The organism is Collinsella sp. CLA-ER-H6 (genome assembly GCF_040092305.1).
Classification (GTDB): domain Bacteria; phylum Actinomycetota; class Coriobacteriia; order Coriobacteriales; family Coriobacteriaceae; genus Collinsella.
On the sequence record NZ_JBBNLS010000009.1, the window covers coordinates 65,340 to 90,043 of the forward strand.

Consider the following 24,704-nt stretch of genomic DNA (forward strand, 5'->3'; position numbering starts at 1 on the left):
AGTGTGTTCCTCCTTAGTCTTCGTCGTCTTCGAGCGGATCGTAGTCGGAATCGACACCGGCGGCTGCATGGGAACCGTTGAACTTGAAGCCCATGAAGACGACAGCCAGGCACACACCGATCAGAGCGACCGCGATGACGGACAGGTTGAGGTAAGCGGCGAGCAGGAAACCGATGAACAGGAACGGAGTCATACCCTTCTTGATCATCATGGTGAGCAGCAGGGCCAAGCCGTAGGCGGTCATGATCTTGGTCGAAACGTTAAGACCAGTGGACAGCCACTCGGGAACCATGTTGACGATGGTCTGGACCAGGTCGGTGCCGACAAAGACGGCGAGGAAGATCGGCAGGAAGTACATGAGAGCGTACAGACCGGAGCCGGCGCAGATGTGCATACGGTAGGCGGTCTTGAACTTTCCGTTATCGATCGCGTTATCTGCCACATGGGTGAGGGCGGCGATGATGGAACGGAACACGATGCCGAGGAGCTGACCCAGGACGGCGACCGGGATGGCGATCGTCATGGCGGTCTCGGCGGAAGCATCGGTCAGGCACGCAAAGGCAGCGGCCACGATGCCGCCCAGGACCATATCGGGCGGAACGGCGGCGCCGACTTGCACCAGGCCCATGGACACGAGCTCGACGGCGGCACCGACGGCAAGGCCGGTGGGCACATCGCCCAGCAGCAGACCGACGAGCGTAGCGCCAACGAGGGGCTGCTCGAAGTTAAGACGACCGAGCAGGCGGGAGTCCCACATGCAGAACACGCCGACGAGGCCGACGAGCACCGCACTGATGAACGTATTCATACCCTTCTCCTTTCAGTCAGGCAAAAGCCTGGTTGATTACAGCTTGGCGTCGATGTCGACGCTCTGATACGTGGGGGTCTGCTGGACGTAGAGCTTGATGCCCATGTCGAGCAGCTGGTTGATATCGGCCTTCTGGGTGGCATCGAGGAAGACGGAGCTGTCCTTGCCGCCGACCTGATCGGCACCGTCGTGGTTGGCGGTGGCGCCCAGGTTGATGGCGTCGAGCTTGTAGCCCTGGCAGAACTGCAGCATCTCGGCAGTGTTGCCAAAGACGAACATAACGCGCTCGCCGAGGGTGTTGAGCTTGTCCATCTTGGCGAGGGCACGCTCGACGGTGAAGACGTTCAGGCGCACGCCCTGGGGCTTGGCCAGCTTAAGAGCACCCTTCTTGATGTCATCGTTGGCGGCAGCGTTGTCGACGACGATGATGCGCTCGGCCTGAACCTTGGTGGTCCAGGTAAAGACGACCTGGCCGTGCAGCAGACGGTAGTCAAGACGTGCGAGGACGATCTTGGCGGGACCGGAGCTGTGACGGGGCGCCTTAGCCTTCTTGGCGGGAGCCGCGGCAGCCTCGACCGGTGCGTTGGGGTTGGTCAGACCGGTGCGGGCCTCGTTGATGAGGGCCGCGAGCTCGGCGCCCTTGACGGGGACGGGGCTCATAGCGAGCGTCAGTGCCAGCGGAATGTTGAAACCGCTGACAACCGTGAACTTCGTGCCGTTCTTGGAAAGCTCGACCATGCTGTTGTTGACCGAGCTGCCGAGCATATCGGTCAGCACATAGACGGTGTCGTCCGCGTTGAACGTGGCGATCATGGCGTCCACCTTGTTGGTGATGGGCTCCTTGTCGTCGCGAGCAAGCGACACGACGTGGACGTTCGACACGTCGCCGAGAACCATCTCGAGCGTGTCTTTGGCGCCTGCGGCCAGGCCGCCATGAGATGCGAGAATGATCTGATTCATCTTGCCTCCTCCTTTTCGTTATGGTCATTATAACGTCTTATACGTTGCTTATATTGCTAATTAGTATAAAGACCGTTCGCGGGTGAAAATCGACCGTTGACGGGTTTAACGTACTCGAAACGTTTGGCTAGGTAGGCCGGCGCTAGCTGGATAACCCCAGGTCAGACCCTGCGCGCAATCCCCTATCGCACGAAGTACCAGGGGCTTTCCTGTACGGTGGGTTCCAGCGCAATGCCGGTGCGTTCCTTAAACAGATCCATGTCCTGAGATTTTTCGGTCCACCACGCGTTGGGCTTAAAGGTCATGCTCTCAATGACATGACCGACAAACACACTGTTGCGCAGCTTGGAGAAGTCGGTGTTCATAATCAGGATGGACGCGAGCACCAGCACGATGCCCAGGACTTTAATCGCGCCGGCGGGCTCGGCGTAGACACCAATGCCCACCAGTACGGTGACGACCGTCTCGAATGACATTACGACGGGAACTTTCGACGTCTCGAGCCCCATGGACAGACCCTGCATATATAAGACATAGGCCACGGCTGTAGGGATGAGTCCAAAACCAAAGAACAGCAGCAGCAGCTGTGGCGACATTGCCGCGGCGACATCTGGCCACGGAGCCGCGATAGCCGCCATAACCGCACCGCCAAAAACAAGGCCCCAAAACGTGACAGCCAGCGGGTGGACCGTCTTGGTTGCTATCCGGCTAAACACCGCGAGCGACGCGCCACAAAAGCCCGCGATCACGCCCGACGTGACGCCCCAAACCGAAAAATGGAAACCGGAAAGGTCGCCATTGGTCACTGCAAGTACACAGCCACCGATATTAAAAGCGATGGCAACGAGCTTGTTGGGAGTCACATCCTCGCGATAAAGCACGCGGCCGAGCATGACGCCAAACACCGGCGAGGTGTAGAGCAGCACCGAGGCCGTGGACATGCCCACCTCGCCCATGCACTCGTAATAAAGCGTGTTAGCGGTGGCGAGGCCGATAATGCCAAGAAGCGCACAGGGAACAAGCTCTTTAGGACTTGCCTTGAACAGTGCCAGGGGACCCGATGCTTTTCCCTCACGATCGCCTCCCTGGCAACCCATGAACGCCAAGACCGGAGCCATTAAGACGGCACCCGACAACAGGCGAAAGGCCGCCATGCTCTGAGACGAAACGCCCATGGCCGAGATGCCGTTTACAAAGATTCCGATGCTGCCCCACATAAGCGCGGCGATCAGCACCAGCACATAGCCCAGATTGCTTTTCTTCAACGCAGCCTCCTCGGTATTGTTTCCAATATGTTTCACACTACGTTATAGTCGTTATATACATTTTTCAAGACACAAATCGGCGAGCGGAAAAATCTGCTCTACCGCTACAACCCATTGGTGCAAAGGGGTCAGGTTCATATGCGCCAACTTGGTGCAAAGTAACCTGTCCCCAATGACTAGGACTGTCCCCAAGTGCCGAACGTCTCCAAGTGCCGCATCTGGGCCAAGGCGACGCCGATGCTTTGGCAACGCCAGCGAAAACCCACCTGAGCGAGCAAGGTGCCTTGAAGCGAAGCGGCATTGACCTTCTGGTCATGCCGCTGAAGCTGAAAGGCAGATTGCCGCTCAGGTGGGTTTGCAGCGTCGAGCCGTTACGGCGTTTGGTAAAACGCCGTAACTAATAATCCAGCTTCCACATGTAGCGGCGCGTCATGTAGTCCTTGTGGGTGACGGCAGAGAGCGCGCGCATATACACGTTGTTGAGGATCGGCGCAAAGATCAAGTGGTTGAAGTACTCGCTCACGCTGTCCTTGATGTCGTTGAGGCCAAGCTCCTTGGCGTCGAGCTGATAGACGCGCTCGCCACCGTACTGGTTGACGAAACGGATGCCGCGCTCGTCGTTGCAGCGACTGCGGCCGACGCTGATGAGCTGGAACAGCGAGGTGCGCTTGTCCAGGATCTCGAAGGGACCGTGGAAGAAGTCGCAGGTGTTGATGGTGCAGGAGTCGATCTGCAGCATCTCCTGCACGTTGCAGATGCTAAAGACGTAGGCGGCACCAAAGAGCGGGCCCTGAGCCATCACGTTGATGCAGGGCTTGTCGGCGTTCTGCTCGGCCCACTTGGCAGCAAGCGGACGAGTGTACTCGACGGCCTTGCGATAGATGGGGTCGATCAAGTCGAAAGCGGCCATAGCGGTCTCGTACTCGGCATAGCCCTCGGTCTGCTGCGTGAGCTCCATGGCGATCATGGTCACGACGGCGGAGTTGGTACGGCCCATGCAGGACTCGTCGACGGCCAGGCTGTCATACTGGATCTTGTAGTCGCAGACCTCGGTGAGGCCGGACTCGTCAACATAGATGGCGATGGTGCTGGCGCCGTGGTCCTTGGCGACCTGGGCGGCGACGATAGTCTCCTTGGTGCCGCGCATGGACACGACGACGGCCATGGTGTTCTCGTTAACGTAGGCAGGGGTTGCGTGCACGAACTCGTTGCTGGTGTAGCTGGAGCTCACGACCTGCGTGGCCTCGTGCTCCATAAAGTACTGGGCAGGATAGTTGCCGCCGTTGGATCCGCCAGCGCCAATCCACACGACGCGCTTGATGCCGCCCTTGTCTGCCTTGTCAGCCAAAACCTGGGAGACGACATCCTTAACCTGTTCCTGAGTAGTCATCGTGCATCAGCCTTTCTTCTCGTTTGATGCTCTCGATGGCATACAAGTTACATACATGTTTTGGTTATGTCGACTAGTTGTATGCTATATTTATCTTAGAAATTTTGCTGGTAAGGTTTTCGGTAGCTCGATACCAGCTGTTTTATTGTTGTGTTGAATACATGCTTGCTTAGATAAGCATACAAGTTAGATATAGGCTGATCGCATGAACGCTTCATCTAAAAAGAAACTGAGCCAATACGAGCGTTTGGCGGGTACGCTTCGCGACCGCATCGCCGCCGGCATCTACGCACGCGGAGACAAGCTGCCGTCCGAGATGGAGCTCATGGACGAATCGGGGCTGTCGCGCAGCACCGTGCGCCACGCCCTTAAGGTTCTCGTTGATGAGGGCCTGGTGCGCACCGAGCGCGGGCGTGGCGCCTTTGTGGCCGACACGCCCGCGCTCCACGAGAACAACCTGGTGTTTTCGAGCTATACCAAGCAGGTCGAAGGTCAGGGCATGAAGCCCACCACGCGCACCGTGGACTCGGGCTTTGCCAAGGCGGCCGGCAGCATAGCTAAGTTCTTTGACGCCGCCGTGGGCAGCAAGCTCGTCAAACTTGTCCGCCTGCGCTACCTGGACGACGTGCCGCTGTGCCTGGAGACCACCTACCTGCCGCCAAGCTTCGAGACGCTCATCGATCGCGATATCAACGGTTCGCTCTACGCCACGCTGCGCCAAGAATTCCATCGCGCACCGGCACAGGGACATAAGACCTTTGAGGTGTGCTATGCCTCGCAAAACGAGGCGTTTTTGCTCAACGTCGAGCGTGGGCAGGCGCTGATCCTGATCACCGACTACGTCTACGACACCGACGGCCGCCCGCTCCACGTCTCCAAGCGCATCCAACGCACCGACCGCGCCAAATACACCGAGCCCATCGGCTAACCTGCCAAAATAAACCTGTCCCTAAATGGTAGGTTTGGGGAGGTCGGGGAACCAGGTTGGTTTGGGTTGGTTGGGTGTGCGCTCGGCCAGGACCAGCTCCATCCAGCACATGTCGTACCAACGGCCGAACTTTTGGGCGCAGCGGTCAAAGGCACCCACCAGGCGATATCCCATATGGGCATGGAAATCCTGGCTGTTGTGCGTCAGGTACTCGTCGTCCTTGTCGTGCGGCACGGCGATGAGGGCGCACATGTTGGTGATGCCCATCGCGACCAGGCATTGCTTGAGCGCGTCGTGCAGCTTGCGACCCAGCCCGCCGTGGCGCACGTCGCGCGCCAGGTAGATCGACGTCTCGACCGACCAGTCGTATGCCTCGCGGCTGTTGAGCGGGCTCACATAGGCATAGCCTACCGGACGCCCGTCCAGCTCCATCACCAGATACGGATAGCGCTTGAGTGTACGCTCGATGCGCCCGGCGAACTCCTCAACGCTCGGCACCTCGTATTCGCAGGTAATCGCCGTCTGGCGCACATACGGCTCATAGATGGCAAGCAACGCCGGCGCATCATCGGGCGTCGCCAGACGAATCGTCGGCTCGGACATCTCGGTCATACAACCCTTCTCCCTCAAAAACAAAGGCCGCCTTGCGCCAAACCCAAGCGCAAGGCGGCCCCCGTCATCATGTCAACTTACAGGACAGCCGCCAGCGCGTCGATGTCCTCCTGCGTCGTGGCCCAGCTGGTGCAAAAGCGCACCACCGTGTGGGTATCGTCGTACTTTTCCCAGTACTCGATCGCCGCATGCTCGCGAATGCGGGCCATGTCCTCGTTGGGCAGAATCACGAACTGCTGGTTTGTGGGCGTCTCCAAGAAGAACTGGTAGCCGCGCTCGTGCAGCACGCGACGAAGCGCCTGAGCGGTTTCGATCGCCTGACGGCCAATCTCAAAATACAGGCCGTCAGTAAAGAGCGCCTCAAACTGCACGCCCGTCAGGCGGCCCTTGGCCAACAGCGCGCCGTGCTGCTTAATACGCGGAATGGGATGCGCCGGGGCGTGCATGCCGCAGAACACCACAGCCTCGCCGCAGAGCGCACCGCACTTGGTGCCGCCGATGTAGAACACGTCACACAGCTGCGCCAGCTCGGGCAGGGTAATGTCGCACTCATCGGCCGCCAGCGCATAGGCCAGGCGAGCACCGTCCACAAACAGCGGAATCTCGCGCTTCTGGCACACCGCGTGAATCGCCGCGAGCTCGGCCTTGGAGTACAGCGTGCCGTACTCGGTCGATAGACTCACGTACACGGCGCCCGGGAACACCGTGTGCTCGTAGCTCTCGTTTTCGTAGAACACCTGGATATAGTTCTCGAGGTCCTCGGCGTGCATCTTGCCCTCGTAGCCGGGGATGGTGAGCACCTTGTGGCCGCCAAACTCGATGGCGCCCGCCTCGTGACAGGCGACATGGCCGGTCTCGGCGGCAACGACGCCCTCGTAGGGCGCAAGCAGCATGTCGATCACCGTCGCGTTGGCCTGCGTGCCGCCCACCAGAAAAAACACGTCGGCATCGGGGGCCTGACAGGCCTCGCGGATGAGCTGCTTGGCACGCTCGGTGTGCGCATCGGTACCATAGCCGGGCTGCGGCTCCATATTGGTGTCGACAAGCGCCTGCAACACCGCCGGGTGTGCGCCGTGGGAATAATCGTTGTTGAACGCGAGCATGGCAATCCTCTCTTACCGGGTATCGGCCAGATGATTCAAACGGGGCTATTGTACGCCGTTGGGATAGGCAATGCGCGCGGCAAGGCATTCAAGCGCCAGCACCAGGGCAAAACCGCAGCTCACGTCACTCAAAAAGTGCGCACCGATCACGATGCGGCCAAAGGCGACGAGCGCCGCGACCACAGCCGCCGTCCAAAAGACCACGCGACGGCGCGACGGCTTTTCCTTAAAGGCCACCGTGGGAAGCCCGGCGAGCATAAGGCCAATAGCCGCGTGCGCCGTGTGTCCGCTCGCAAACGACTTGAACCCGTCCTTGATCACGCCGGCCGCGATATAGGCCCACTTGTCGGGATTGCCGATTACCCACCACGGCTGAAAATTGAGCCCCGGCGTGACCTCGATCACGCGCATGCGCGGGCGCGACCACAACGGCTTGACGATCGCGTTGAGGATGATGGCCTGGGCGATCCACACGGCCAGCACCATCAACGCCCAGCGTGTGAGCTCGTCGGGCTCGGTCGTGCGCGTGAGGCGATAGACGATAAGGTTGGCGACGATGACCAGCACAAACGTCAGCACCAACTGAACCGCGATGAGCTTGCCGCCGACACGCAGCGATCCGATAATCTCGTAGCCGGCCAGGCCAACGTTGACAAGGATGCCGAGCACGGCGAGCCATTTGCTCCCTCTGGAATCGGGACGCACCGCGCGCACGAGCATAACGCCCGCGATGCTCGCCGTCAGTTCGAACGGTAGCTCGCCGGCCGCCTCGATAAAGCGACCGTACATGCTGCCGATGTTGAACAGCGCGCTCGAGATCTGATAATCGAAGAAACTGCCCACGCCCAGACTAAGGCACAGGACAACCGCGATAATGGCGACATCTTTCTTATAGATGTATCCGAACATGCTTTCCTTTCGATGGGGCGAAGGGTCGACCCGCAACGTGGTGGGGCAAAGATAGCTTTGTCCCATAAATACCCTTACAGGTTGAGCATAAGTGAGCGAAAACGTTCCATTTGTGGCAAGGTGGCCCGAAGGAGGAGGGAAGCGTACTTGCGTACGCGACCGACGAGTGAGGGTCAGATTGCCCAAATGGGGCGTTTGCAGCGTCGACCCGTTAGTCGTCGTCGCTGGCACCCAACTGCTGCAGCAGCATGAGCGCCGCCGCCACCGGGCCGGTGCCGTCGTTGGCGTCGAGACCGCGACCCAGGCCGCTGCCCGCGCCGGCGCCCGCCTTGTAGGGCACCGACAACTTGCGGCTCTTGGGGAAGTTCACCGCGCCATAGCGGGTCTTAAGCTCAAAGGCCACCTTCTTGGGCACGTCGACGCCCAAAAACGTGATGCGACCGCCGCTGAGCGTGACGCTCTCGAGCCCCAGGCGCTCGCCGCGAATGCGGATGCGCGCGCGATTGAACAGGTTGAGTCCCGCCAACGGCAGCTCACCATGCGCGGCCTCGGTCTCTTCCTGCACCTCGTCAATGCTCTCCAGGTCCTCGGCCGCTGCGAGCTTACGGTACACGAGCACGCGCTGGTCCACCGCCGGCAGGTACTCCTCGGACAAGAAGTAGTCGGCCGGCAGGTTAATACCCACGCTCGCCGCCTCCACGCCGGCGTCGTCATCGCCGCGCGCCTCAGCCACGGCCTGGCCCAGCATCTGCGTAAACAGATCAAAGCCCACGCTCGACAGGTTGCCGTGCTGCTCGGCTCCCATAAGCGAACCGGCGCCACGGATCTCTAGGTCGCGCATGGCGATGCGCATGCCGCTGCCCAGGTCCTGGAACTCGGAAAGTGCGGTCAGGCGCGCCGTTGCCTCCTCGGTGAGCGGCAGCTCGCCGGGGAACATAAAGTACGCGTAGGCCTGCGTAGCAGAGCGGCCCACACGGCCCTTGAGCTGGTAGAGCTGCGCCAGGCCAAGGCGCTGCGAGTCCTCGATGATCAGCGTGTTGGCCGTTGCGTTGTCGATGCCGCTCTCCACGATGGTCGTGGCGATGAGCACATCGATCTTTTTGGTCGCGAACTCAATCATCACGTCCTCGACCTCGCGCGGGCTCATCTTGCCGTGTGCCACGCCCACGCGCGCCTCGGGCGCGGCCTCATGCACGCGCGCCACGGCGTCATCGATGGTCTTAACGCGGTTGGACACGTAGTACACCTGGCCGCCGCGGCCCACCTCCAGGCGAATCGCCGCGCTCACCACATCGGGGTCGTACTCCCCCACGTGCACGATCACGGGACGACGCCCGGTCGGCGGCGTGGTGATCAGGCTCATATCGCGCACGCCGCTCGTAGCCATCTGCATGGTACGCGGGATAGGCGTGGCCGAAAGCGTGAGCACGTCAATCTGCTCGCGCAGGTTCTTGAGCTGCTCCTTGTGCTGCACGCCAAAGCGTTGTTCCTCGTCAATGATCACCAGGCCCAGGTTCTTGGGGTTCACATCGGCCGAAAGCAGGCGGTGCGTGCCGATAAGCACGTCAATCGTGCCCTCGGCGAACGCCTTGAGTGCGCGCTTTTGCTGCGCCGGCGTGCGGAAGCGGCTGAGCACCTCGACCTCAAGGCCAAACGGAGCAAAGCGCTCAAAGAACGTCTCGTAGTGCTGCTGGGCCAGAATGGTCGTGGGGCAGAGCACCATGACCTGGCGGCCGGAGTCAACGCACTTAAACGCCGCGCGCAGAGCGACCTCGGTCTTGCCAAAGCCCACGTCGCCGCACAGCAGGCGGTCCATGGGCTTGGGCGCCTCCATGTCGGCCTTAATGTCGGCGATGGCCTCCAGCTGGTCGCGCGTCTCGTCGTAAGGGAAGCTCTGCTCCATCTCGATCTGCTCGGGCGTGTCGGGCGGGCAGGCGATACCGGTAATCGACGAGCGGCGCGTATACAGATCGACCAGGTCAAACGCCAGCTTTTTGGCGTTCTTGCGTGCCTTGTTGGTGGCACGCGTCCAGTCGGCGGTATTGAGCCTGGTCAGGCGCGGCTTGTCACCGTCGGGACCGACGTATCGCGTGATGCGGTCGACCTGCTCGAGCGGCACGTAGAGCTTGTCGCCGTCGGCATATTCCAGCAAAAAGTAGTCGCGCTCCTTGCCGCCCACTTCTTGGCGCGCGATCTCGCTAAAGAGTGCGATGCCGTGAGTGGCGTGCACCACGTAGTCGCCCGGCTTAAACGGGAATGTGATCTGCGTAATGTCCACCTTGCGGCGGCTGCGCGCGCGGTTGGCGTCCATGCGGGCGTTGAGGTCGGCAATCGAGAACACGGCCAGGTTGGCATCGGGCACCACCACGCCCTGCGGCAGAGCGGCATCGACAAAGGTCACGCGTCCGCGCGAGATAGTAGGCACGGCGGCGCCGGCGGCTGCCTGGGCGGCACCTGCCTCGAGCGAGCGGGCGTTGAGCGCATCGGCCTTGCGCTCGCGAATTGCAGCATGGGCATCCTGACGGGCAGCACGGTCGGCAGAATCTGCCGCCGCCACGCGCACGCGCTCGCCAATGACGCCGGCGTTTTCGGGCGCCGCGGTCAGCGATTCCTCAAAGGTAATGCCCTCGTCGCCAAAGGTGAGCTCCATCGACTCGCGCGCACCGCGGTCGGGAATGGCAAACACGCAGGCGTAACGCTTGCCCACGACTTCCTGAATGCGCGTCATAAAGCGATTGTCCGAACCCGCGATGGCCGGCTGCTCAATCTTGAGCTCGGCCGTAACCGCACCGCCGGCACGGATGAGGCTTACGTAGTTCAGGCGCTGCTGAGCACCAAAATCGAGCTGCTGGGCACGTACATACAGGCCATCCAGTCGGTCGACCCCCGCCTCGCCGGCACGGGCCTCGATATCCTCGTAGGCACGCAGGCAATCGTCGAACAGCGAGCGCGGCTCGGACAGCACCACGAGCGCCTTGCCGCTCACGTGCGCCAGCGGGCTCACGGTCTGGCCGTACATCACCGGCAAAAAGCGGTCGAGCTCGGGCGTGACGATACGCGCATCCACCATCTCGAGCAGCGCTGCCAGTTTGCTGTCGTCCTGGCTGGCGCGATAAAGCGCCACATGCATGTTGTGGACGGCCTCGTCGGTAAGCGCCAGCTCACGGCAGGGGAAGATCTCGATGCTGTCCTCGTTGCCGATGGTCTGCCCCGTTGAGCTCACCATGCGACGGATGCGATCGATCTCGTCGCCGAAGAACTCGATGCGCACGGGCGCTTTTTCCTGCGCGGGGAACACCTCGACGGTGTCGCCGTGCACGCGGAACAGACCAGGCGCGTCGGCGGCGCCGGCATTGGTGTAGCCCATGCCCACCAGGCGCTGCGGCACCTCGTCAAAAGGAATCTCCTCGCCCACCGCGAAGGTCGTGGACTCCCAGTAGCGGCTCTCGACTGGCGGCACGCAACGCAGCAACGCGCGGGCCGAGGCGACCATGATGCAGTTGTCACCGCGAACGATGCGTCCCAGGGCCTCGCAGCGCTGGGCAACCACAGCATCGTCGGGCGCCTGCTCGCGCCACGGATAGTCCTTGCGCTCGGGAAAACGGCACACGTGTGCCAGACCCACGTAGGCGGCAAGGCTGCGCGCGGCGCGATCGGCCGCATCCTCGCCGCTCACAATGTAGACCGTCGGGCGCGGACGGCGCGCAAACTGGGCGGCCGCCATAAGCGTGCGACCCGACTGCGACACGGCCAGCGTCACGTCCTCGCCGGCATCGAGTCCGGCCTCGATGGTCTGCAGCGCCTCGGCAGTGTAAAGCTGCGCGGCTATACGGTGAATGAGCATGCTGTTCCTCCGGCATCGCAACGCCAAAAGCCCGCCGGGGCAAGCTCGGCGGGTCGTACGTCAAATACATTGCCTGTCATGGTAGCGCATGGAGAGGACTCCGGCTCAAGAGCAAACCCAGCCCCGCAAAAAACGCCAGACGAAGATGCGTTCCGCCCTACCCCGCTACGCGCACGCTGGGGCACAAATCTGCCAGCGGACACTCGTCACACTTGGGTTTGCGGGCGTCGCAGATCTCGCGACCGAAGGTGATCCACTGATGGTTGACCGACTCCCAATACTCGTGCGGCAAAATCTTGAGCAGATCCTGCTCGGTCTTGAGCGGCTCCTTGGCATGTGTCTTGGGACTCAGCATCAGGCGGTGCGCAATGCGGTTGACGTGCGTGTCCACCGCAATGCCCTCCACGATGCCATACCCCACGTTGAGCACGATGTTCGCCGTTTTGCGCCCCACACCCGGCAGCTTCACGAGTTCCTTCATGTCGGCCGGCACCTCGCCGCCGTAATCGGCAACGATCATCTGCGCGGCCTCCACGGCGTGCTTGGCCTTGCTCTTATAAAAGCCGAGCGACTTAATGGTATCGGCCACATCGGCCACGCTCGCCCCCGCCATGGCCTCGGGCGTGGGCCACTGGGCAAACAGCCGCGGCGTCACCTTGTTGACCTGTGCATCGGTCGTTTGCGCCGAGAGCAGCACCGCGATCAGCAGGCGGAAGGGATTCTCGTGGTCCAAAAAGCACTCGACCGGGCCATAGCGACGGTTGAGACGCTCACACACCTCAACGGCGCGCTCGCGCTTGGCGGCATTGGTTTCGCGTGACATAACGACTCCTCGGCTCAACGGCACAATAAACTTATGGGCACAATTGTCCCACGTCCGAGTCGCTTACGCCTCCAAGAATGCGCCGGTCTGACGGCTCCACAGGCTCGCGTACTCGCCACCCGCCTCGACGAGCCGCGCATGCGTGCCGTCCTCGACAATCTCGCCATCGGCCAGCACCACAATGCGGTCGAGCGTCGCCACGGTAGACAGGCGGTGCGCCACCACAATGGAGGTACGTCCACGCATCAGGTTTTCGAGCGCCTCCTGCACCAGCGCCTCGGACTCGCTGTCGAGGGCAGAGGTCGCCTCGTCGAGCACCAGAATCGGCGCGTCGGTTAGGATGGCACGGGCGATGGCCACGCGCTGACGCTGGCCGCCCGAGAGCTTGACGCCGCGCTCGCCCACCATGGTGTCAAAGCCACGAGGCAAGCGGTCGATAAACTCCAGGGCGTTGGCCAGGCGCGCGGCCTCGCGAATCTGCTCATCAGTGGCGTCGGGACGACCGTAGGCAATGTTTTCGCGAATGGAGCGGTGGAACAGCAGCGCCTCCTGCGGCACGTAGGCAACCTGGCGGCGCAGGCTCTGCTGCGTGCAGCGCGAGACGTCCTGACCATCCACGAGCACGCGGCCGCCCTGAACATCGTCTAGGCGCAGCAGCAGCTTGGTGAGCGTCGTCTTACCCGAGCCCGATTTGCCCACCAGGCCCACGCGCTGGCCCGCCGCCACATGAAGTGTCAGGTCATCGAACACGCTCTCGCCCGCCGCAGCGTCACGGTACGCAAAGCTCAGGTGCTCAAAATCAATCGCGCCCTCGGTCACTTTGAGCTCAAGGGCGTCCGGGTCATCTGCCACCAAACGTGGCTCGTCCAGCACGCGCGTCATCTCGGCCGCATCGCCCAGCGCGCGGTTAATGCGCTGCATCATGGAGCTTACGTAGTTCAGGCGCATGGTGAGGTTATAGGTGTAGGTAAAGATCATGACGAGCGAGCCGGCCGAAATGCCAAACCACGCGTTGCCGCCCGCCACGAACACACTCACCACGGCCATGGTGATGACGATAAGGCCCGAGGTCGTAAAGTTGCGCTGCATCATGGCGTGCATCGAGACCGTCTCGGCGTCGCGCGCGGCACGATCGGCGGCGTCGAACAGATCGCGTTCAAAGTCCTCGCGCCCGCAGGTCTTGACGGCCAAGATGTTCGTGACCGCGTCGGAGAGCACGCCCGAGAGCTTGTTCTGCGCGGCGGACGTCGCGGCCGAAAGCGGCATGATGCGCTTGTACATAAGCCAGACAAACGCAATGTAGACGACCATGATGCACACCAGGATCACGGTAAACGTCGGCACCACCGGGGCGAGTGCGGCCACGGTGCAGATGACCGAGGTGATGGTGGGGATGAGCGAATACACCGTCACGTCGACCAGCCCCGTATAGCCGCTCATAAAACGGCTCGTCTGGCTCACAAGCGATCCGCCAAAGCGGCTGGTATGGAATGTCATGGATTGATTGGAGAGCGTGTCGAAGCATAGACGCGCCAGGTGATAGTTGCCTGCAATCTCGAGCTTGTAGACGGTGTAGTCCTGCAGCTTGGAGAGGATCTGACCCACCAGGTTAACGAGTACGAGCGCCAGGATATAGTGGCCAAAGACCTCAAACACCTGGTCACCCGCCACGGGACCGGCTTGAACGCGGTCGACAATGAGGGCCATCACATAGGTATTGGCAAACGTCAGCAAAAAGATGTAGCCCGCCGACGAGAACACCGAGAGAAAGACAATCAGCGGCTGCGTGCGCGTGACACCCCAAAACCGCTGCAGCGTGCGGCGCACGGTGGAGCGGCTGAGCGGGCTGGTGCTTCTCTGAGACATGGACTTCCTTTCGCGTCTGATAGGGCGAAACGCCATTGTTGCACACCGAAGCGCGCTTCAGGCATGCGCGATGCGAAAAGCGGTGGGGCGCCCGTGTTTACGCCGGCGCCCCACCGTCTTGTTGCAATTAGTCCTCGTCTTCTTGGTCTGTGGGAAGGCCCGCGGGCGTGAGTCCCAAGATCTCATCGGCTTGATCGGCGTCTTCCAGTGCGTCGATGTCCTTGAGCTTGCGCTCCATAACGTTGGTGCGCGTGGTAATGATGCCCTCGACCGTTTTGCCCGCGGTCTCGATCTGCTGCTGGGCGCGGCGCAGCGCCGCCTGATAGCGCGGCAGCTCGGCCTTGACGGCGGAGAGCACGCGCAGTACGTCGTCGGTACGTTTTTGCAGCCTAAACGTCTGGTAGCTCATCTGCAGGCTATTGAGAATGGCGGCCATGGTGCTGGGACCGGCTACGTTGACGTGATAGTCGCGGCCCAGGGTCTCGATAAGCCCGGGGCGGCTGACGACTTCGGCGTACAGTCCCTCAAACGGCACGAACATGATGCCAAAGTTGGTCGTTGCCGGCACACTCAGGTACTTTTCGCAGATGTCTTTAGCCTCGCGCTTCACCATCATATCGAGCGTCTTGCGCGCTGCGGCAACGGCCTCCGCGTCACCCGACTCCTGCGCGTCGAGCAGGTGCTCGTACGCGTCGCCCGGAAACTTGGAGTCAATCGGCAGCAGCACGGGGTCGTCCTCGTCCACCGGCAGCTTGACGGCAAACTCAACACGCTCCGAGGCGCCGGGCCTGGTGGCGACGTTTTCCAGATACTGGTCGGGCATAAGGATGTCCGCCAGAATTGCACCCAGCTGCACCTCGCCCAAAATACCGCGCGCCTTCACGTTGCCCAGCACGCGCTTAAGATCACCCACGCCGGTGGCGATAGATTGCATATCGCCCAGGCCCTTGTACACGGCCTCGAGCTGGTCGCTCACCTGCTTAAACGATGCCGACAATCGGTCGTTGAGCGTGCGAGAGAGCTTCTCGTCCACCGTCGCGCGCATCTGATCGAGCTGCACGTTGTTGTCTTTGCGGATGGCGCCCAGCTGAGCATCAACCGTCTCGCGCACCTTGTCCAGGCGTTGCTCGATGCCCTCGCGATTGGCGCCGAGCTGTTGGGCCGTCTCGCGGCGCAGGTCATCCATCCGGTCACCAGCTTGCGAGAACTCGCGTGCGATGGCCAGGTAACGTTGCTGCTCCACGGCCGCATCGGTCGTCTGCTGCTGCGCGATGGCATTGGCCGTGCGGCGGGTTTCGGCCAGCGCGGCGTTCAGGGCATCGAGCGCGTTGTTGGCCCGCTCGAGTGCTGCCAGCGTTTCCGCGCTACTGTCGCCACGCTCCCGCAACTCGGCACGCAGGCTCTTGAGCTGGAGGGCGCAAGCCACAGCAGCCCCCACCGCCACCAAAGCGATCACAACAAGCACAATATCAATAGCAGACATAAACTCCGCCCAACAAACCCAATCGAGCACCAATCAATACCGAGATCAATCTTACCCCGCCATACACGCAGAGCGCCCCACGGCAATCGGACAAATGGATTTTGGCGCACAGGCATTAAAGCGCTAGCTCTCCCAGCTGGCGCGAATGGTTGTTATGACATCGCCTAGGCGCTGGCCGAGGGCTGACAGATGTTGGAGCACTTCGCCGGGCGAAGCGCCGTTGAGGATGCAGGTGAGCGCATACGAGACCAAGAAAATCGCCGCAAGTCCTAGCGGAATGAGCACGATCATCGCCAATGTGCGCAGGCGCTGGCCCACGCGGCGGCGACGCGTGCGGCGTTTGTCGAACGCAAGCTCCTGCGCATATGAATCTTGTTGTACGGAATAGTTCTCTGGCGCCAATCCGCCCGCAGGCGAAACCGCGGGCGTAACGTTTTGCGCAGGGGGCTGGGCGGCTACCCCTTGCATTTGCATCTCCATAAGTCGTTGCTGCTGGCGCAACATGCGCTCAGCTTGTTGCTGCGGAGTCTCAAGAAACAAATCCATGCTGGCCTCCAAAATCGGAGCATTCGACGCTTACGCCCAGCATCCCGCACCGCCATGACCGCGACAACGCAATCGCCGGCAATAGCCACAAAGTTTCTTTTGCTCAAAAGCTGTCGAAAAGCTCAACAACTCCCCTACCAGCACTTTCTCTGAGCTTTTTTCGCCAGCAATCTTTTGGCCTTCCACCCTTACGCCAACTGACCAAAATCTAACCAAAAGCTTGACGGAAATTGTGGAGACCGGGACCCCACACAAAAAGTGCCGCCCCAAAGGAGCGGCACACAAACTTATTATCAGCTTTTCTGTAACGAGCATGCGACGACTCAACGCCGGAGCGCAGGGCGGGGAAACCTTTGCCTCGTGCGACTCTGCGAAGCCGTGAGCGAGAGGGAAAGGTGTCTCCCCGCCCAGTGCTCCGCAGTCGGTAAAGGCAGCTTACATGCCCGCGAGACCTCGGGCGGCGGTGGCGCACATAAACGCCAAGGCTAGAATCACGAGCGAGCCCGCGATGTCTGCCAGCACGCCCATTGCACGGCGTTCAAACAACCAGCTCTCGAAGTGCGGGGCAACGTTGCGCCAGACACGCCACAGCAAGATGCCCATGCCGATGACGCCGGGAATATTGAGCAGCAAAATCTCGGAGCACAAGAGGCCGATCAGGTTGCCGGCGGCAAAGCCCGCATCACCCTCGCAGTATTTGCGATAGACCATATACAGCATGTACGCCACAAACGGCTGCAAGCACGCAGAAATAAACGTGACCACCATCGAGGGCTCCTGCGAAAAGACCTCGGTGAGTTTATCGACACTCGTGGCGCCCTTCGAAGCCAAGAATAAACCGATAACCACAAGGGGCACCACGCCCAAAATTACCTCGACCAGAGTAAACAACTTGGCAGTCAAATCCTCACTAGCCGAATTCAAATGGGGCGCCCACTCAGGATGAGCATGCGCGCCGACTTTCTTGTCCTTCTCAGCACGATCGGCCTTTTTACCCTCGGCAACCCGACGACCAGGATCCTTGCGAGTTCCCGCCGCAGCAACCCGAGCCCGAGACTTCTTACCCATAAAAAACACCCCATCAGGTAGTAGATAAACTAAAAGTCGCTACCCAGTGTACCCCACCCATGAACGGTGCCATCCCAACCAGCCCCCATACAAAAACGTGCCGCCCCTATCGGGGCGGCACACAAACTTCTTATCAGCTTTTCAGTAACGAGCACGCGACGACCCAACGCCGGAGCGCAGGGCGGGGAAATACCTTTGCCTCGCGCGACCCTGCGGAGCCGTGAGCGAGAGGGAAAGGTATTTCCCCGCCCTGCGCTCCGCAGCAGTCAGCGCCACGCGCTAGTAGTTCACCACCTGCTCCTCAAAGTACGCCTTGGGGTGGTTACACACCGGGCACACCTCAGGCGCCTCGGCACCAACGTGCAGGTGCCCGCAGTTCAGGCACTTCCATACCTTCACGCCCTCACGCTCAAACACCTCGCCCGACTCGATGCGCTCGACGAGTTTGTTGTAGCGCTCCTCGTGGGCCTTCTCGACGGCGGCGACACCACGGAACTTCTCGGCGATCTCGGCAAAGCCCTCCTCCTCGGCGGTCTTGGCGAACTCGTCGTACATCGTGGTCCACTCGTAGTTCTCGCCCGCGGCGGCGTCGCGCAGGTTGTCCAGAGTGCCCGGAACGGCGCCGTCGTGCAGATACTTAAACCACAGCTTGGCGTGCTCGGACTCGTTGCCCGCCGTCTCGGCAAAGATATTCGAAATCTGAACGTAGCCATCCTTCTTGGCCTTAGATGCGTAGTAGCGATACTTGGTGTGTGCCTGGGACTCACCGGCAAAAGCGGTCTCGAGGTTCTTCTTGGTTTGGGAATTCTCAAAATCCATAGGTGTACTTCCCTTCAACACGTGCCGCCCATAGGCTTTGAGCGACCTTGTCTTTAGGATGCCCTCAAGCCGCGAATTTAAACCTTACAATCCCGTTCTTCAGATTTGAGCGGGCTACACACTCAACCAACGATCGTCCTCGGCTCGGCAAAAGCCCTCGCGCTCCAGGTCAGCTAGAATGCCCGCGATCAAGTCGCACTCGACCGGCCCGCGACCGGCTGCCGCTTCCATCTCGTTAACGCCCACCACGGCATCAGCAAGCGTAATCCCCGCCGGCTGCCCATCGCGCGCTGCCAACAACATACGCACGATATGCGCGCGCTTTTGGCGGCGCGAGCCCTCAAACTTGGACTGACGACTATAGCCCGCCGACCGCCTGGACGGATTGGGCAGTGTCTTTTTAAGATACGCGCCGTAATCCAGCAATGCGTAATACCACGCGCGCGGCGTGTCGGCATCGTCTTGAGGCGCGGCAAAGGGCGCGATCTCGTCCGCCGCCGCACCGGGGACCGCCGGACAGGCAGCTTGGATCAGCGGCACCAGTTCGCGATCGGGAACGGCCGGCACATCGGGAAAGAAATGATGCAAAAAGACCGTGCGCACATTGGTCTCCAAATACACGCCCGGAAGATCAAACGCAAACGAACGGATACCCTGCGCCGTTGCCGGGCCAATACCAGGCAGAGCGACCAAGTCACGCGTCTCACGCGGAAACTCCCCGTCCCAGTCCTCTACAACGCGCTGAGCGGCCCCGTGAAGCGCCAGAGCGCGTCGGTTGTAGCCCATGCCCTGCCAAGCGTCCAAAACATCGGAAGGCGCGGCCTGGGCAAGCGCCTGCACAGTCGGAAAACGATCGAGCCACACCGGCATGCGCGCCTCCACACGCGGCACCTGTGTTTGCTGCAGCATGACCTCAGAAAGCCAAATGATGTACGGATCGCGTGTGCGGCGCCACGGAAGGTCGCGATAACGCAGGACCCCTTCCGAACGAATCATCGAACGAAAGGGGTCCTGAATCATGGCTATGCTCCTTATGCGGCGCTATTCCTCCCGGTAAGCGCACGCGCAGGTGGCGTACTCGGGAAACGCTTCGCGGTCGGCGAACTTGGGATCGACGGCCGGGAACTGGCGGTGAGCGACGATGTCGCCGAGCGAAACGGAATCGAGGTAGTCGCGCATCAACGCCTGAGCTCCGGCCCACAGGGGATGATAGCAGCACGCGCCCATGCGCGCACAGTCACCATCGGGCGCGGTGCAATCGTTCATAACCATAGGACCCTGAACGGCCTCGACGACCTGGCGGATAGTGACGTCGTCCGGACTGACCTTGAGACGCATGCCGCCGTGGACGCCACGCAGGCTCTCCACAATACCGGCCTGGACCAAACCGTGCTGAATCGAGCGGGCAAACGAATACGGGACATTGACCTCTTCGGCAGCGGTGCGAACAGAAAGCAAACGCTCCGGATCCTCGGCAAGCATCGCCAGCATACGAAGGGCGTAATCAGTCTTCCTCGATATGTCCATTTTTCCCCTTTCAAGGAATACGAACAGCTCGAACGAGTTCCGGGGCCGAGCTTGTGTCGAGACGCTAAATGACCGCCAGGACATCCAAATGGTAAATCGGATATCCACTGAGTGCCGCGCTTGGAGCGAAATGCATCAGATGCGGCGCACAGTGCAATTTAGTATAACCTAACCCCCTGTCTCGTTGAACAGGTGTTGCGCAACAAAGCTGTTGTTCAGACAGATATACTTATTAGATTTTACTTGCGTTCCCGAAGGCGCGAGGATTCTGGGCGAAGATGCACCAGGGCGATCGTTCTATCGAAACAAAGTGCATCAAACGCAAAAAGCCACGTCCGAAGACGTGGCTTTAATTGCGTTGGCGGGAAGTACGGGGCTCGAACCCGCGACCTCCGACGTGACAGGCCGGCGCTCTAACCAAACTGAGCTAACTCCCCAGGCAGACGTTCGCGTTTGTTTCCGCTCGCGTGCGCTGCGGGGATTAGTATACACAGAAGTCTGTCCGGCGCGCAACAACTTTTTTGAAAAATTTTTTGGGGCCATCCGGGAGGGCTTCCGGGGCTGAGGGCGGGGGTTAAGTTTGCTGCTCTACAGTCCTGCGCAAGACGGAAAGCACATTAAGTGCTTTCCTTTGCGTGCGGAACTCGCGACAAACTTAACCCCCGCCCTCAGCCCCGGAAGCCCTCCCTGCCGTCACATTATTCAACCAGTTTTGCGGGCGTGCGCCGCTGCGCGGCTAGCCCGCGTGCTCCTCGGCGGGGTTGGTCTGATTGTTTTTGTTGAAGCTCTGCCTTTGGCTCAAATGGAAACGGGAGACGCATCTGCATCCCCCGCTTTTGTTGTGGTTACTCTAGGTCAATAAATTTAGTGCTTAGGATCTTGCCGTCTTTTACTAGCATTCTGGCCATGGTGGGGCCTCGGGTGCCTCTGGGGTAGCTGGCACTGCCCGGGTTGAGGACTAAGCAACGGCCCACTTGGGCTTCTTTGGTTACGTGGGTATGGCCGTTGATGGCTACGTCTACGGATCCCACCGGAAGGTCTTCGCGGTAGTGGGCTACGGCGAATTTGAGGCCTTCGTAGGTAAAGAGCGCAAGACGGTCTACATCGGGGCCGTAGTCGCGGTAGTAATCGTTGTTGCCCAGTACGGCCCGAACGGGGGCGATGGCGCATAGGTGCTCGTAGTCCATCTCTGACGTGAGGTCGCCGGCATGGATAATCAGATCCGCGCCCTCAAGCTCATCCAAGAGCGCAGGCGATAAATAGCCGTGGGTGTCCGAGATGATGTCGATACGCTTGGCGCTTGCACTGTTCATGGGATCCCTTCCGCAAAAAACGATTCGGCAGATACATACAAAAAAGGCCCCACGGCTCCGCAGACGATGGGTCTACAGGGCTGCGGGGCCAGTGTGCTAGAGACTCAGGGCCTTCTTAAGCGGCACGACGCGGCGGCGCGAAACCGGCACGCGTTCGTCGACGCCCGTAATGCCCAGCTGGATGGCACCCGAGGGCACCGTCTCGACATCCGTGACGCACGCCAAGTTGACGATATAGCGGCGGTGAACACGGAAGAAGCCAAAATCGCAGAGCTTGGCCTCAAACTGCGCCAGCGAGGTCGTCGACAAAAAGCGATCATCGACGGTATAGATGCAGGAGTAATCGTCCTTGGCCATGATAAAGCGAATGTCGTCCACGGGAATGAGCACCTTGCGGCCGCCCTTTTCCACCGGGATACGCTCGATGGTCACCTTGCTGTCCGTAACCGGCTTGGTGCGTTGCATGACCTTCTCGATCGCGCGATCCAAGCGAGCTTCCTCGACCGGCTTCATCAGATAATCGACGGCATCCACGTCGAATGCCTCGACCGCATGGTCACTATACGCAGTCACAAACACGATCGCCGGCGGATTTTTGAGCTTATGCAGCGCCTCGGCAAGTTGCAGGCCCGAGGCACCGGGCATCGAGATATCGAGAAACACGACATCCACGCGACTTTCCATAAGCATCTCGATGGCGGAGCGGACGCTCGACGCCTCCGTGATCGTGCCGATCTTGCCCGTTTGCTCGAGCAGGAAGCGAAGCTCCGAGCGAGCCGGCGCCTCATCATCCACAATCATCGCACGCAGCATAGGGATAAAACCTTTCGTCAACTAACTACGCCGGGCATCCGCCGCATGACGTTGAGCCCGTAGCCTTTTATTTTACTCTTGAATGTCAAAGATGCTCTCTGACAAATCAAGATGAAGGAGCACTTTGGTGCCCTTGCCCGGCGCCGATTCGACACGCGTATAGGAGTGCGGCCCATAAAAGCGATGGATGCGCTCCGAAATATTGTGCATGGCCACACCGGCGCCGCCACCCTGGGGAGAGCTGGCGTCGGGACGGGCAGAGCGCTCGTCAAACAGTCTGGCGGCGGTACCCTCATCCATGCCCACGCCATTATCGGCCACGGCAATCAAGATTGCATCCTCGCCGTCTTGGTGAACGGTCACGTCGATCCTCAGGGCGTCGTCATCGCCCATACCATGACGTACGGCGTTCTCGACAATCGGCTGGATCACGAACGCCGGCACCAGCGTATCTTCCACGTCCTCAGACACATCGAACGTCGCAAGCACGCGGTCCTCGCCAAAGCGGGCCTTCTCAAAGGTAAGGTAGCGCTTGGTCTGTGCGACCTCGCGCGAGACCGGAATAAGCGACCCCGAGTTGTCGAGCGTGGCACGATAGAACGATGAGAACTCACGAAGCAGCTCGCGGGCCCGCAGCGGGTCGGTGCGCGTAAACGATGCAATGGTGTTCAGCGTGTTGAACAGGAAGTGCGGGTTAATCTGCGCTTGCAGCGCACGCACCTCAGCGCGCGCTGTGAGTTCCTTTTGCACCTCGAGCTCGTGGATGGCGAGCTGCGTGGACAAGATCTCGGCAAAGCCCGAGGCAAGCGCGTACTGGGTACGGTCGACGGCGCGCGGGGTCTTGTAGTAGAACTTGAGCGTGCCGACGGTACGATCGCCCACCTTGATGGGGGCGATAATGCCGGCGGGGACTTGGTTGTGCGAGCCATCCGAGCCCACGACATCCACCATACGGTTGAACGACTGTACGATGCCATGTTCGATAACGTAGCGTGTGGCAAGCGTGTGGATGGGAGAATCTGGCAGTAGTTTTTCCTCAAACTCGCCCGCGCAGGCCAACACGTTGCCCTCGTCGGTGATGGCCACCGTCATGGCGCGCGTCTCGGGCAAAATGCGCCGGCACACCAAACGCGCCGACTCCTGCGTCAGACCGCCCTTAATGTCCTCGAGCATGGCCGAGGCCACCGAGAGCGTCTCCTCGGTGTACTGGGAGCGCACCGAATCGGGATTGAGCGTCAAAAAGATAAAGATGCACAGAAAGATGCACAGCAGCGCGCAGGCAATCACCGTGGCGATCGGCTCGATACCGGTCACCAAGGCAAAAATAAAGTACACCAGCACGCAAATGGCGCAGGCAACGGCAATGATGCGAAAGATTGATATTGAACTATCGCGCTGGGCGCGGCGGTCGATCATTCGGCCCCCTCCAGGATACTGATCAGTTGTGCGTCACGCCAAAGCCCGTCCATGATCTTGGGCCAAAAGCTCTGGAAACGCAGATAGCTTGCAGCGTTTTGGCGCGCATAGGCCTTTGCCTCGCCGATACCATGGCGCCAGATGCGCAGGTAGCCCTCGTGCTCGCGGGTAAACACGCTGCGGACCATAGCGGTCTTGCGCACGCGGTCGTCGAGCTCGCGCGAAATCCACGGGCCCGGGTAGGGCATGAGTGATGCCGCCGTAACGGGAATGAGCTCCTTTTGATGCGCGGCGAATGTCAACTTGGCCCGTTCGTAGTACCAACGGTATACATCCTGCATAAAGCGCGGTGAGCGCTTTTCGGACTCCGGAGGCAGATGGCGCACGGTCCACTCGTTATCGAACCACACGTCGTAGCCAAACATGCGCATGTTAAAGAGGTAATCCAAGTCCTCGCCGCGGGTGATAAACGGGTCAAAGGCCACACGCGTAAAGGCGCGGGCGTGCAGGGCCATCAGGCCGCCGCACACGTAGTTGGAGCGCGAGATGCGGGTGCCCGAGAGCGCCTTTTTCATCCAACGGTTGAACTCGATGCGCTTGGTCCACCAACGATGGCAGATGCCCGCCTTGTCCGTGGGAGCCAGCGGCGAGCCGTCGCGATCGTAGAAATAACCGCTCTTGACCAAGATCGGCAAGCCCTGACGCGTCTGCTGCCCCAACGCATAGGTCGCGCGCTTCATAAAGTCGGCGTCGATGACAGTCTCATCGTCATCCAAAAAGATAACCGCGTCATGCCCCAGCACAGCGGCACAGGCTAGCCCCATGTTGCGGATGGCACCGTAGCCTCGCAGGCTCACGCACTCGCCCGAACCCTTGGGCGCGATCTGAGCAACCCGGTCTGCAATGCGCGAGGCCTGGGTGTTGGTGACAACGGTGACCTTGAGCGTGGGATGCGCGTCGACAATCTCGCGCACGTGCAGCGACACATCGGCTGTGGCAGAAACGGGACAGACCACCAAAAGGATGATGCGCGGGATGTCACGTACCTGCTCAAGCGAGGCCAGGCAGCGGTCGAGTTCGGGATTGTCGGCGTTGAGTCGCGTCGAATGGTCATAGGTGCCAGGGGCGTTTGCGCAAGCGTCATCGCCCGCCCAATACGTTGGAATCACGACTGTGGCGTTCATGCCTTACCCTCCCTGCAACACAAAAAC

The 24,704-nt window shown here is 60.7% G+C and carries 21 protein-coding genes and 1 tRNA gene; 1 reads left to right on the forward strand and 21 read right to left on the reverse strand.

What is annotated here, in order from left to right:
• Positions 1–13: 13 nt before the first annotated feature.
• From AAAX77_RS05465 to AAAX77_RS05480, 4 genes are all read right to left on the reverse strand, one after another.
• On the reverse strand, positions 14–808 hold the full coding sequence (locus AAAX77_RS05465; RefSeq protein ID WP_195534670.1) for a PTS sugar transporter subunit IIC: 795 nt from the start codon (positions 806–808) through the stop codon (positions 14–16).
• Between the two features lie 36 nt (positions 809–844).
• On the reverse strand, positions 845–1,768 hold the full coding sequence (locus tag AAAX77_RS05470; RefSeq protein ID WP_195534669.1) for a PTS mannose/fructose/sorbose transporter subunit IIAB: 924 nt from the start codon (positions 1,766–1,768) through the stop codon (positions 845–847).
• A 182-nt stretch (positions 1,769–1,950) separates the two neighbouring features.
• Entirely contained in the window at positions 1,951–3,033 is a 1,083-nt protein-coding gene (locus AAAX77_RS05475) for a DMT family transporter (RefSeq protein WP_195361569.1), read from the reverse strand.
• A 397-nt stretch (positions 3,034–3,430) separates the two neighbouring features.
• Entirely contained in the window at positions 3,431–4,423 is a 993-nt protein-coding gene (locus AAAX77_RS05480) for an SIS domain-containing protein (RefSeq protein ID WP_349105171.1), read from the reverse strand.
• 205 nt (positions 4,424–4,628) lie between these two features.
• On the opposite strand from AAAX77_RS05480, the gene AAAX77_RS05485 reads away from it, so the two are divergent.
• A complete protein-coding gene (locus AAAX77_RS05485; RefSeq protein WP_195247000.1) occupies positions 4,629–5,351 on the forward strand; it encodes a GntR family transcriptional regulator in 723 nt (240 codons plus the stop codon).
• 21 nt (positions 5,352–5,372) lie between these two features.
• Here AAAX77_RS05485 and AAAX77_RS05490 read toward each other — a convergent pair whose 3' ends face one another.
• The 17 genes from AAAX77_RS05490 to AAAX77_RS05570 all read right to left on the reverse strand — a co-directional run bounded on the left by AAAX77_RS05490 (position 5,373) and on the right by AAAX77_RS05570 (position 24,677).
• Positions 5,373–5,963, reverse strand: coding sequence for a GNAT family N-acetyltransferase (locus tag AAAX77_RS05490; protein ID WP_117765558.1), 591 nt, complete (start codon positions 5,961–5,963; stop codon positions 5,373–5,375).
• Between the two features lie 77 nt (positions 5,964–6,040).
• Complete coding sequence (locus AAAX77_RS05495; RefSeq protein WP_118387429.1) at positions 6,041–7,066, reverse strand: aminotransferase class V-fold PLP-dependent enzyme; 1,026 nt, start codon at positions 7,064–7,066, stop codon at positions 6,041–6,043.
• A 45-nt stretch (positions 7,067–7,111) separates the two neighbouring features.
• Positions 7,112–7,975, reverse strand: a complete 864-nt coding sequence (locus AAAX77_RS05500; protein WP_349105174.1) for a phosphatase PAP2 family protein — start codon at positions 7,973–7,975, stop codon at positions 7,112–7,114.
• Between the two features lie 211 nt (positions 7,976–8,186).
• On the reverse strand, positions 8,187–11,819 hold the full coding sequence (mfd, locus tag AAAX77_RS05505) for a transcription-repair coupling factor (RefSeq protein ID WP_349105176.1): 3,633 nt from the start codon (positions 11,817–11,819) through the stop codon (positions 8,187–8,189).
• A gap of 157 nt (positions 11,820–11,976) precedes the next feature.
• A complete protein-coding gene (nth, locus tag AAAX77_RS05510) occupies positions 11,977–12,642 on the reverse strand; it encodes an endonuclease III (protein ID WP_349105179.1) in 666 nt (221 codons plus the stop codon).
• Between the two features lie 63 nt (positions 12,643–12,705).
• Positions 12,706–14,508, reverse strand: coding sequence for an ABC transporter ATP-binding protein (locus AAAX77_RS05515; RefSeq protein WP_349105181.1), 1,803 nt, complete (start codon positions 14,506–14,508; stop codon positions 12,706–12,708).
• A 127-nt stretch (positions 14,509–14,635) separates the two neighbouring features.
• On the reverse strand, positions 14,636–15,991 hold the full coding sequence (gene rmuC, locus AAAX77_RS05520; RefSeq protein ID WP_349105184.1) for a DNA recombination protein RmuC: 1,356 nt from the start codon (positions 15,989–15,991) through the stop codon (positions 14,636–14,638).
• Between the two features lie 123 nt (positions 15,992–16,114).
• Positions 16,115–16,537: a hypothetical protein gene (locus tag AAAX77_RS05525; RefSeq protein WP_316365753.1), complete on the reverse strand. Its 423-nt coding sequence runs from the start codon at positions 16,535–16,537 to the stop codon at positions 16,115–16,117.
• 435 nt (positions 16,538–16,972) lie between these two features.
• Positions 16,973–17,605, reverse strand: coding sequence for a hypothetical protein (locus tag AAAX77_RS05530; protein ID WP_349105186.1), 633 nt, complete (start codon positions 17,603–17,605; stop codon positions 16,973–16,975).
• Between the two features lie 279 nt (positions 17,606–17,884).
• Complete coding sequence (rbr, locus tag AAAX77_RS05535; RefSeq protein WP_006235152.1) at positions 17,885–18,424, reverse strand: rubrerythrin; 540 nt, start codon at positions 18,422–18,424, stop codon at positions 17,885–17,887.
• A 114-nt stretch (positions 18,425–18,538) separates the two neighbouring features.
• Positions 18,539–19,444 (reverse strand): adenine glycosylase, encoded by a 906-nt coding sequence (locus AAAX77_RS05540; protein ID WP_349105187.1) that lies wholly within the window; start codon positions 19,442–19,444, stop codon positions 18,539–18,541.
• A gap of 21 nt (positions 19,445–19,465) precedes the next feature.
• A complete protein-coding gene (locus tag AAAX77_RS05545) occupies positions 19,466–19,951 on the reverse strand; it encodes an Rrf2 family transcriptional regulator (RefSeq protein ID WP_138341664.1) in 486 nt (161 codons plus the stop codon).
• A 359-nt stretch (positions 19,952–20,310) separates the two neighbouring features.
• A tRNA-Asp gene (locus AAAX77_RS05550) sits at positions 20,311–20,388 on the reverse strand.
• Between the two features lie 408 nt (positions 20,389–20,796).
• Positions 20,797–21,264, reverse strand: a complete 468-nt coding sequence (locus AAAX77_RS05555) for a YfcE family phosphodiesterase (RefSeq protein ID WP_349105189.1) — start codon at positions 21,262–21,264, stop codon at positions 20,797–20,799.
• Positions 21,265–21,360: 96 nt separating this feature from the next.
• Positions 21,361–22,077, reverse strand: coding sequence for a response regulator (locus AAAX77_RS05560; RefSeq protein ID WP_022094115.1), 717 nt, complete (start codon positions 22,075–22,077; stop codon positions 21,361–21,363).
• A 72-nt stretch (positions 22,078–22,149) separates the two neighbouring features.
• Complete coding sequence (locus AAAX77_RS05565; RefSeq protein WP_055310084.1) at positions 22,150–23,493, reverse strand: histidine kinase; 1,344 nt, start codon at positions 23,491–23,493, stop codon at positions 22,150–22,152.
• The gene (locus tag AAAX77_RS05570) at positions 23,490–24,677 is read right to left on the reverse strand and encodes a glycosyltransferase (protein ID WP_006235158.1); all 1,188 of its coding nucleotides are present in this window, start codon (positions 24,675–24,677) and stop codon (positions 23,490–23,492) included. Before AAAX77_RS05570 ends, AAAX77_RS05565 begins: the two co-directional genes overlap by 4 nt.
• Between the last annotated feature and the right edge of the window lie 27 nt (positions 24,678–24,704).

Excerpts from the sequence above, each read along its gene's own strand:
- AAAX77_RS05495 (WP_118387429.1), bottom strand. The coding sequence starts at position 7,066 with ATGCTCGCGTTCAACAACGATTATTCCCACGGCGCACACCCGGCGGTG.
- AAAX77_RS05530 (WP_349105186.1), bottom strand. The coding sequence starts at position 17,605 with ATGGGTAAGAAGTCTCGGGCTCGGGTTGCTGCGGCGGGAACTCGCAAG.
- AAAX77_RS05545 (WP_138341664.1), bottom strand. The coding sequence starts at position 19,951 with ATGGACATATCGAGGAAGACTGATTACGCCCTTCGTATGCTGGCGATG.
- AAAX77_RS05470 (WP_195534669.1), bottom strand. The coding sequence starts at position 1,768 with ATGAATCAGATCATTCTCGCATCTCATGGCGGCCTGGCCGCAGGCGCC.
- nth (WP_349105179.1), bottom strand. The coding sequence starts at position 12,642 with ATGTCACGCGAAACCAATGCCGCCAAGCGCGAGCGCGCCGTTGAGGTG.
- AAAX77_RS05560 (WP_022094115.1), bottom strand. The coding sequence starts at position 22,077 with ATGCTGCGTGCGATGATTGTGGATGATGAGGCGCCGGCTCGCTCGGAG.
- AAAX77_RS05465 (WP_195534670.1), bottom strand. The coding sequence starts at position 808 with ATGAATACGTTCATCAGTGCGGTGCTCGTCGGCCTCGTCGGCGTGTTC.
- AAAX77_RS05540 (WP_349105187.1), bottom strand. The coding sequence starts at position 19,444 with ATGATTCAGGACCCCTTTCGTTCGATGATTCGTTCGGAAGGGGTCCTG.
- AAAX77_RS05515 (WP_349105181.1), bottom strand. The coding sequence starts at position 14,508 with ATGTCTCAGAGAAGCACCAGCCCGCTCAGCCGCTCCACCGTGCGCCGC.
- AAAX77_RS05565 (WP_055310084.1), bottom strand. The coding sequence starts at position 23,493 with ATGATCGACCGCCGCGCCCAGCGCGATAGTTCAATATCAATCTTTCGC.
- AAAX77_RS05500 (WP_349105174.1), bottom strand. The coding sequence starts at position 7,975 with ATGTTCGGATACATCTATAAGAAAGATGTCGCCATTATCGCGGTTGTC.
- rbr (WP_006235152.1), bottom strand. The coding sequence starts at position 18,424 with ATGGATTTTGAGAATTCCCAAACCAAGAAGAACCTCGAGACCGCTTTT.
- AAAX77_RS05555 (WP_349105189.1), bottom strand. The coding sequence starts at position 21,264 with ATGAACAGTGCAAGCGCCAAGCGTATCGACATCATCTCGGACACCCAC.
- AAAX77_RS05525 (WP_316365753.1), bottom strand. The coding sequence starts at position 16,537 with ATGGATTTGTTTCTTGAGACTCCGCAGCAACAAGCTGAGCGCATGTTG.
- AAAX77_RS05480 (WP_349105171.1), bottom strand. The coding sequence starts at position 4,423 with ATGACTACTCAGGAACAGGTTAAGGATGTCGTCTCCCAGGTTTTGGCT.
- AAAX77_RS05490 (WP_117765558.1), bottom strand. The coding sequence starts at position 5,963 with ATGACCGAGATGTCCGAGCCGACGATTCGTCTGGCGACGCCCGATGAT.
- AAAX77_RS05570 (WP_006235158.1), bottom strand. The coding sequence starts at position 24,677 with ATGAACGCCACAGTCGTGATTCCAACGTATTGGGCGGGCGATGACGCT.
- AAAX77_RS05485 (WP_195247000.1), top strand. The coding sequence starts at position 4,629 with ATGAACGCTTCATCTAAAAAGAAACTGAGCCAATACGAGCGTTTGGCG.
- rmuC (WP_349105184.1), bottom strand. The coding sequence starts at position 15,991 with ATGTCTGCTATTGATATTGTGCTTGTTGTGATCGCTTTGGTGGCGGTG.
- mfd (WP_349105176.1), bottom strand. The coding sequence starts at position 11,819 with ATGCTCATTCACCGTATAGCCGCGCAGCTTTACACTGCCGAGGCGCTG.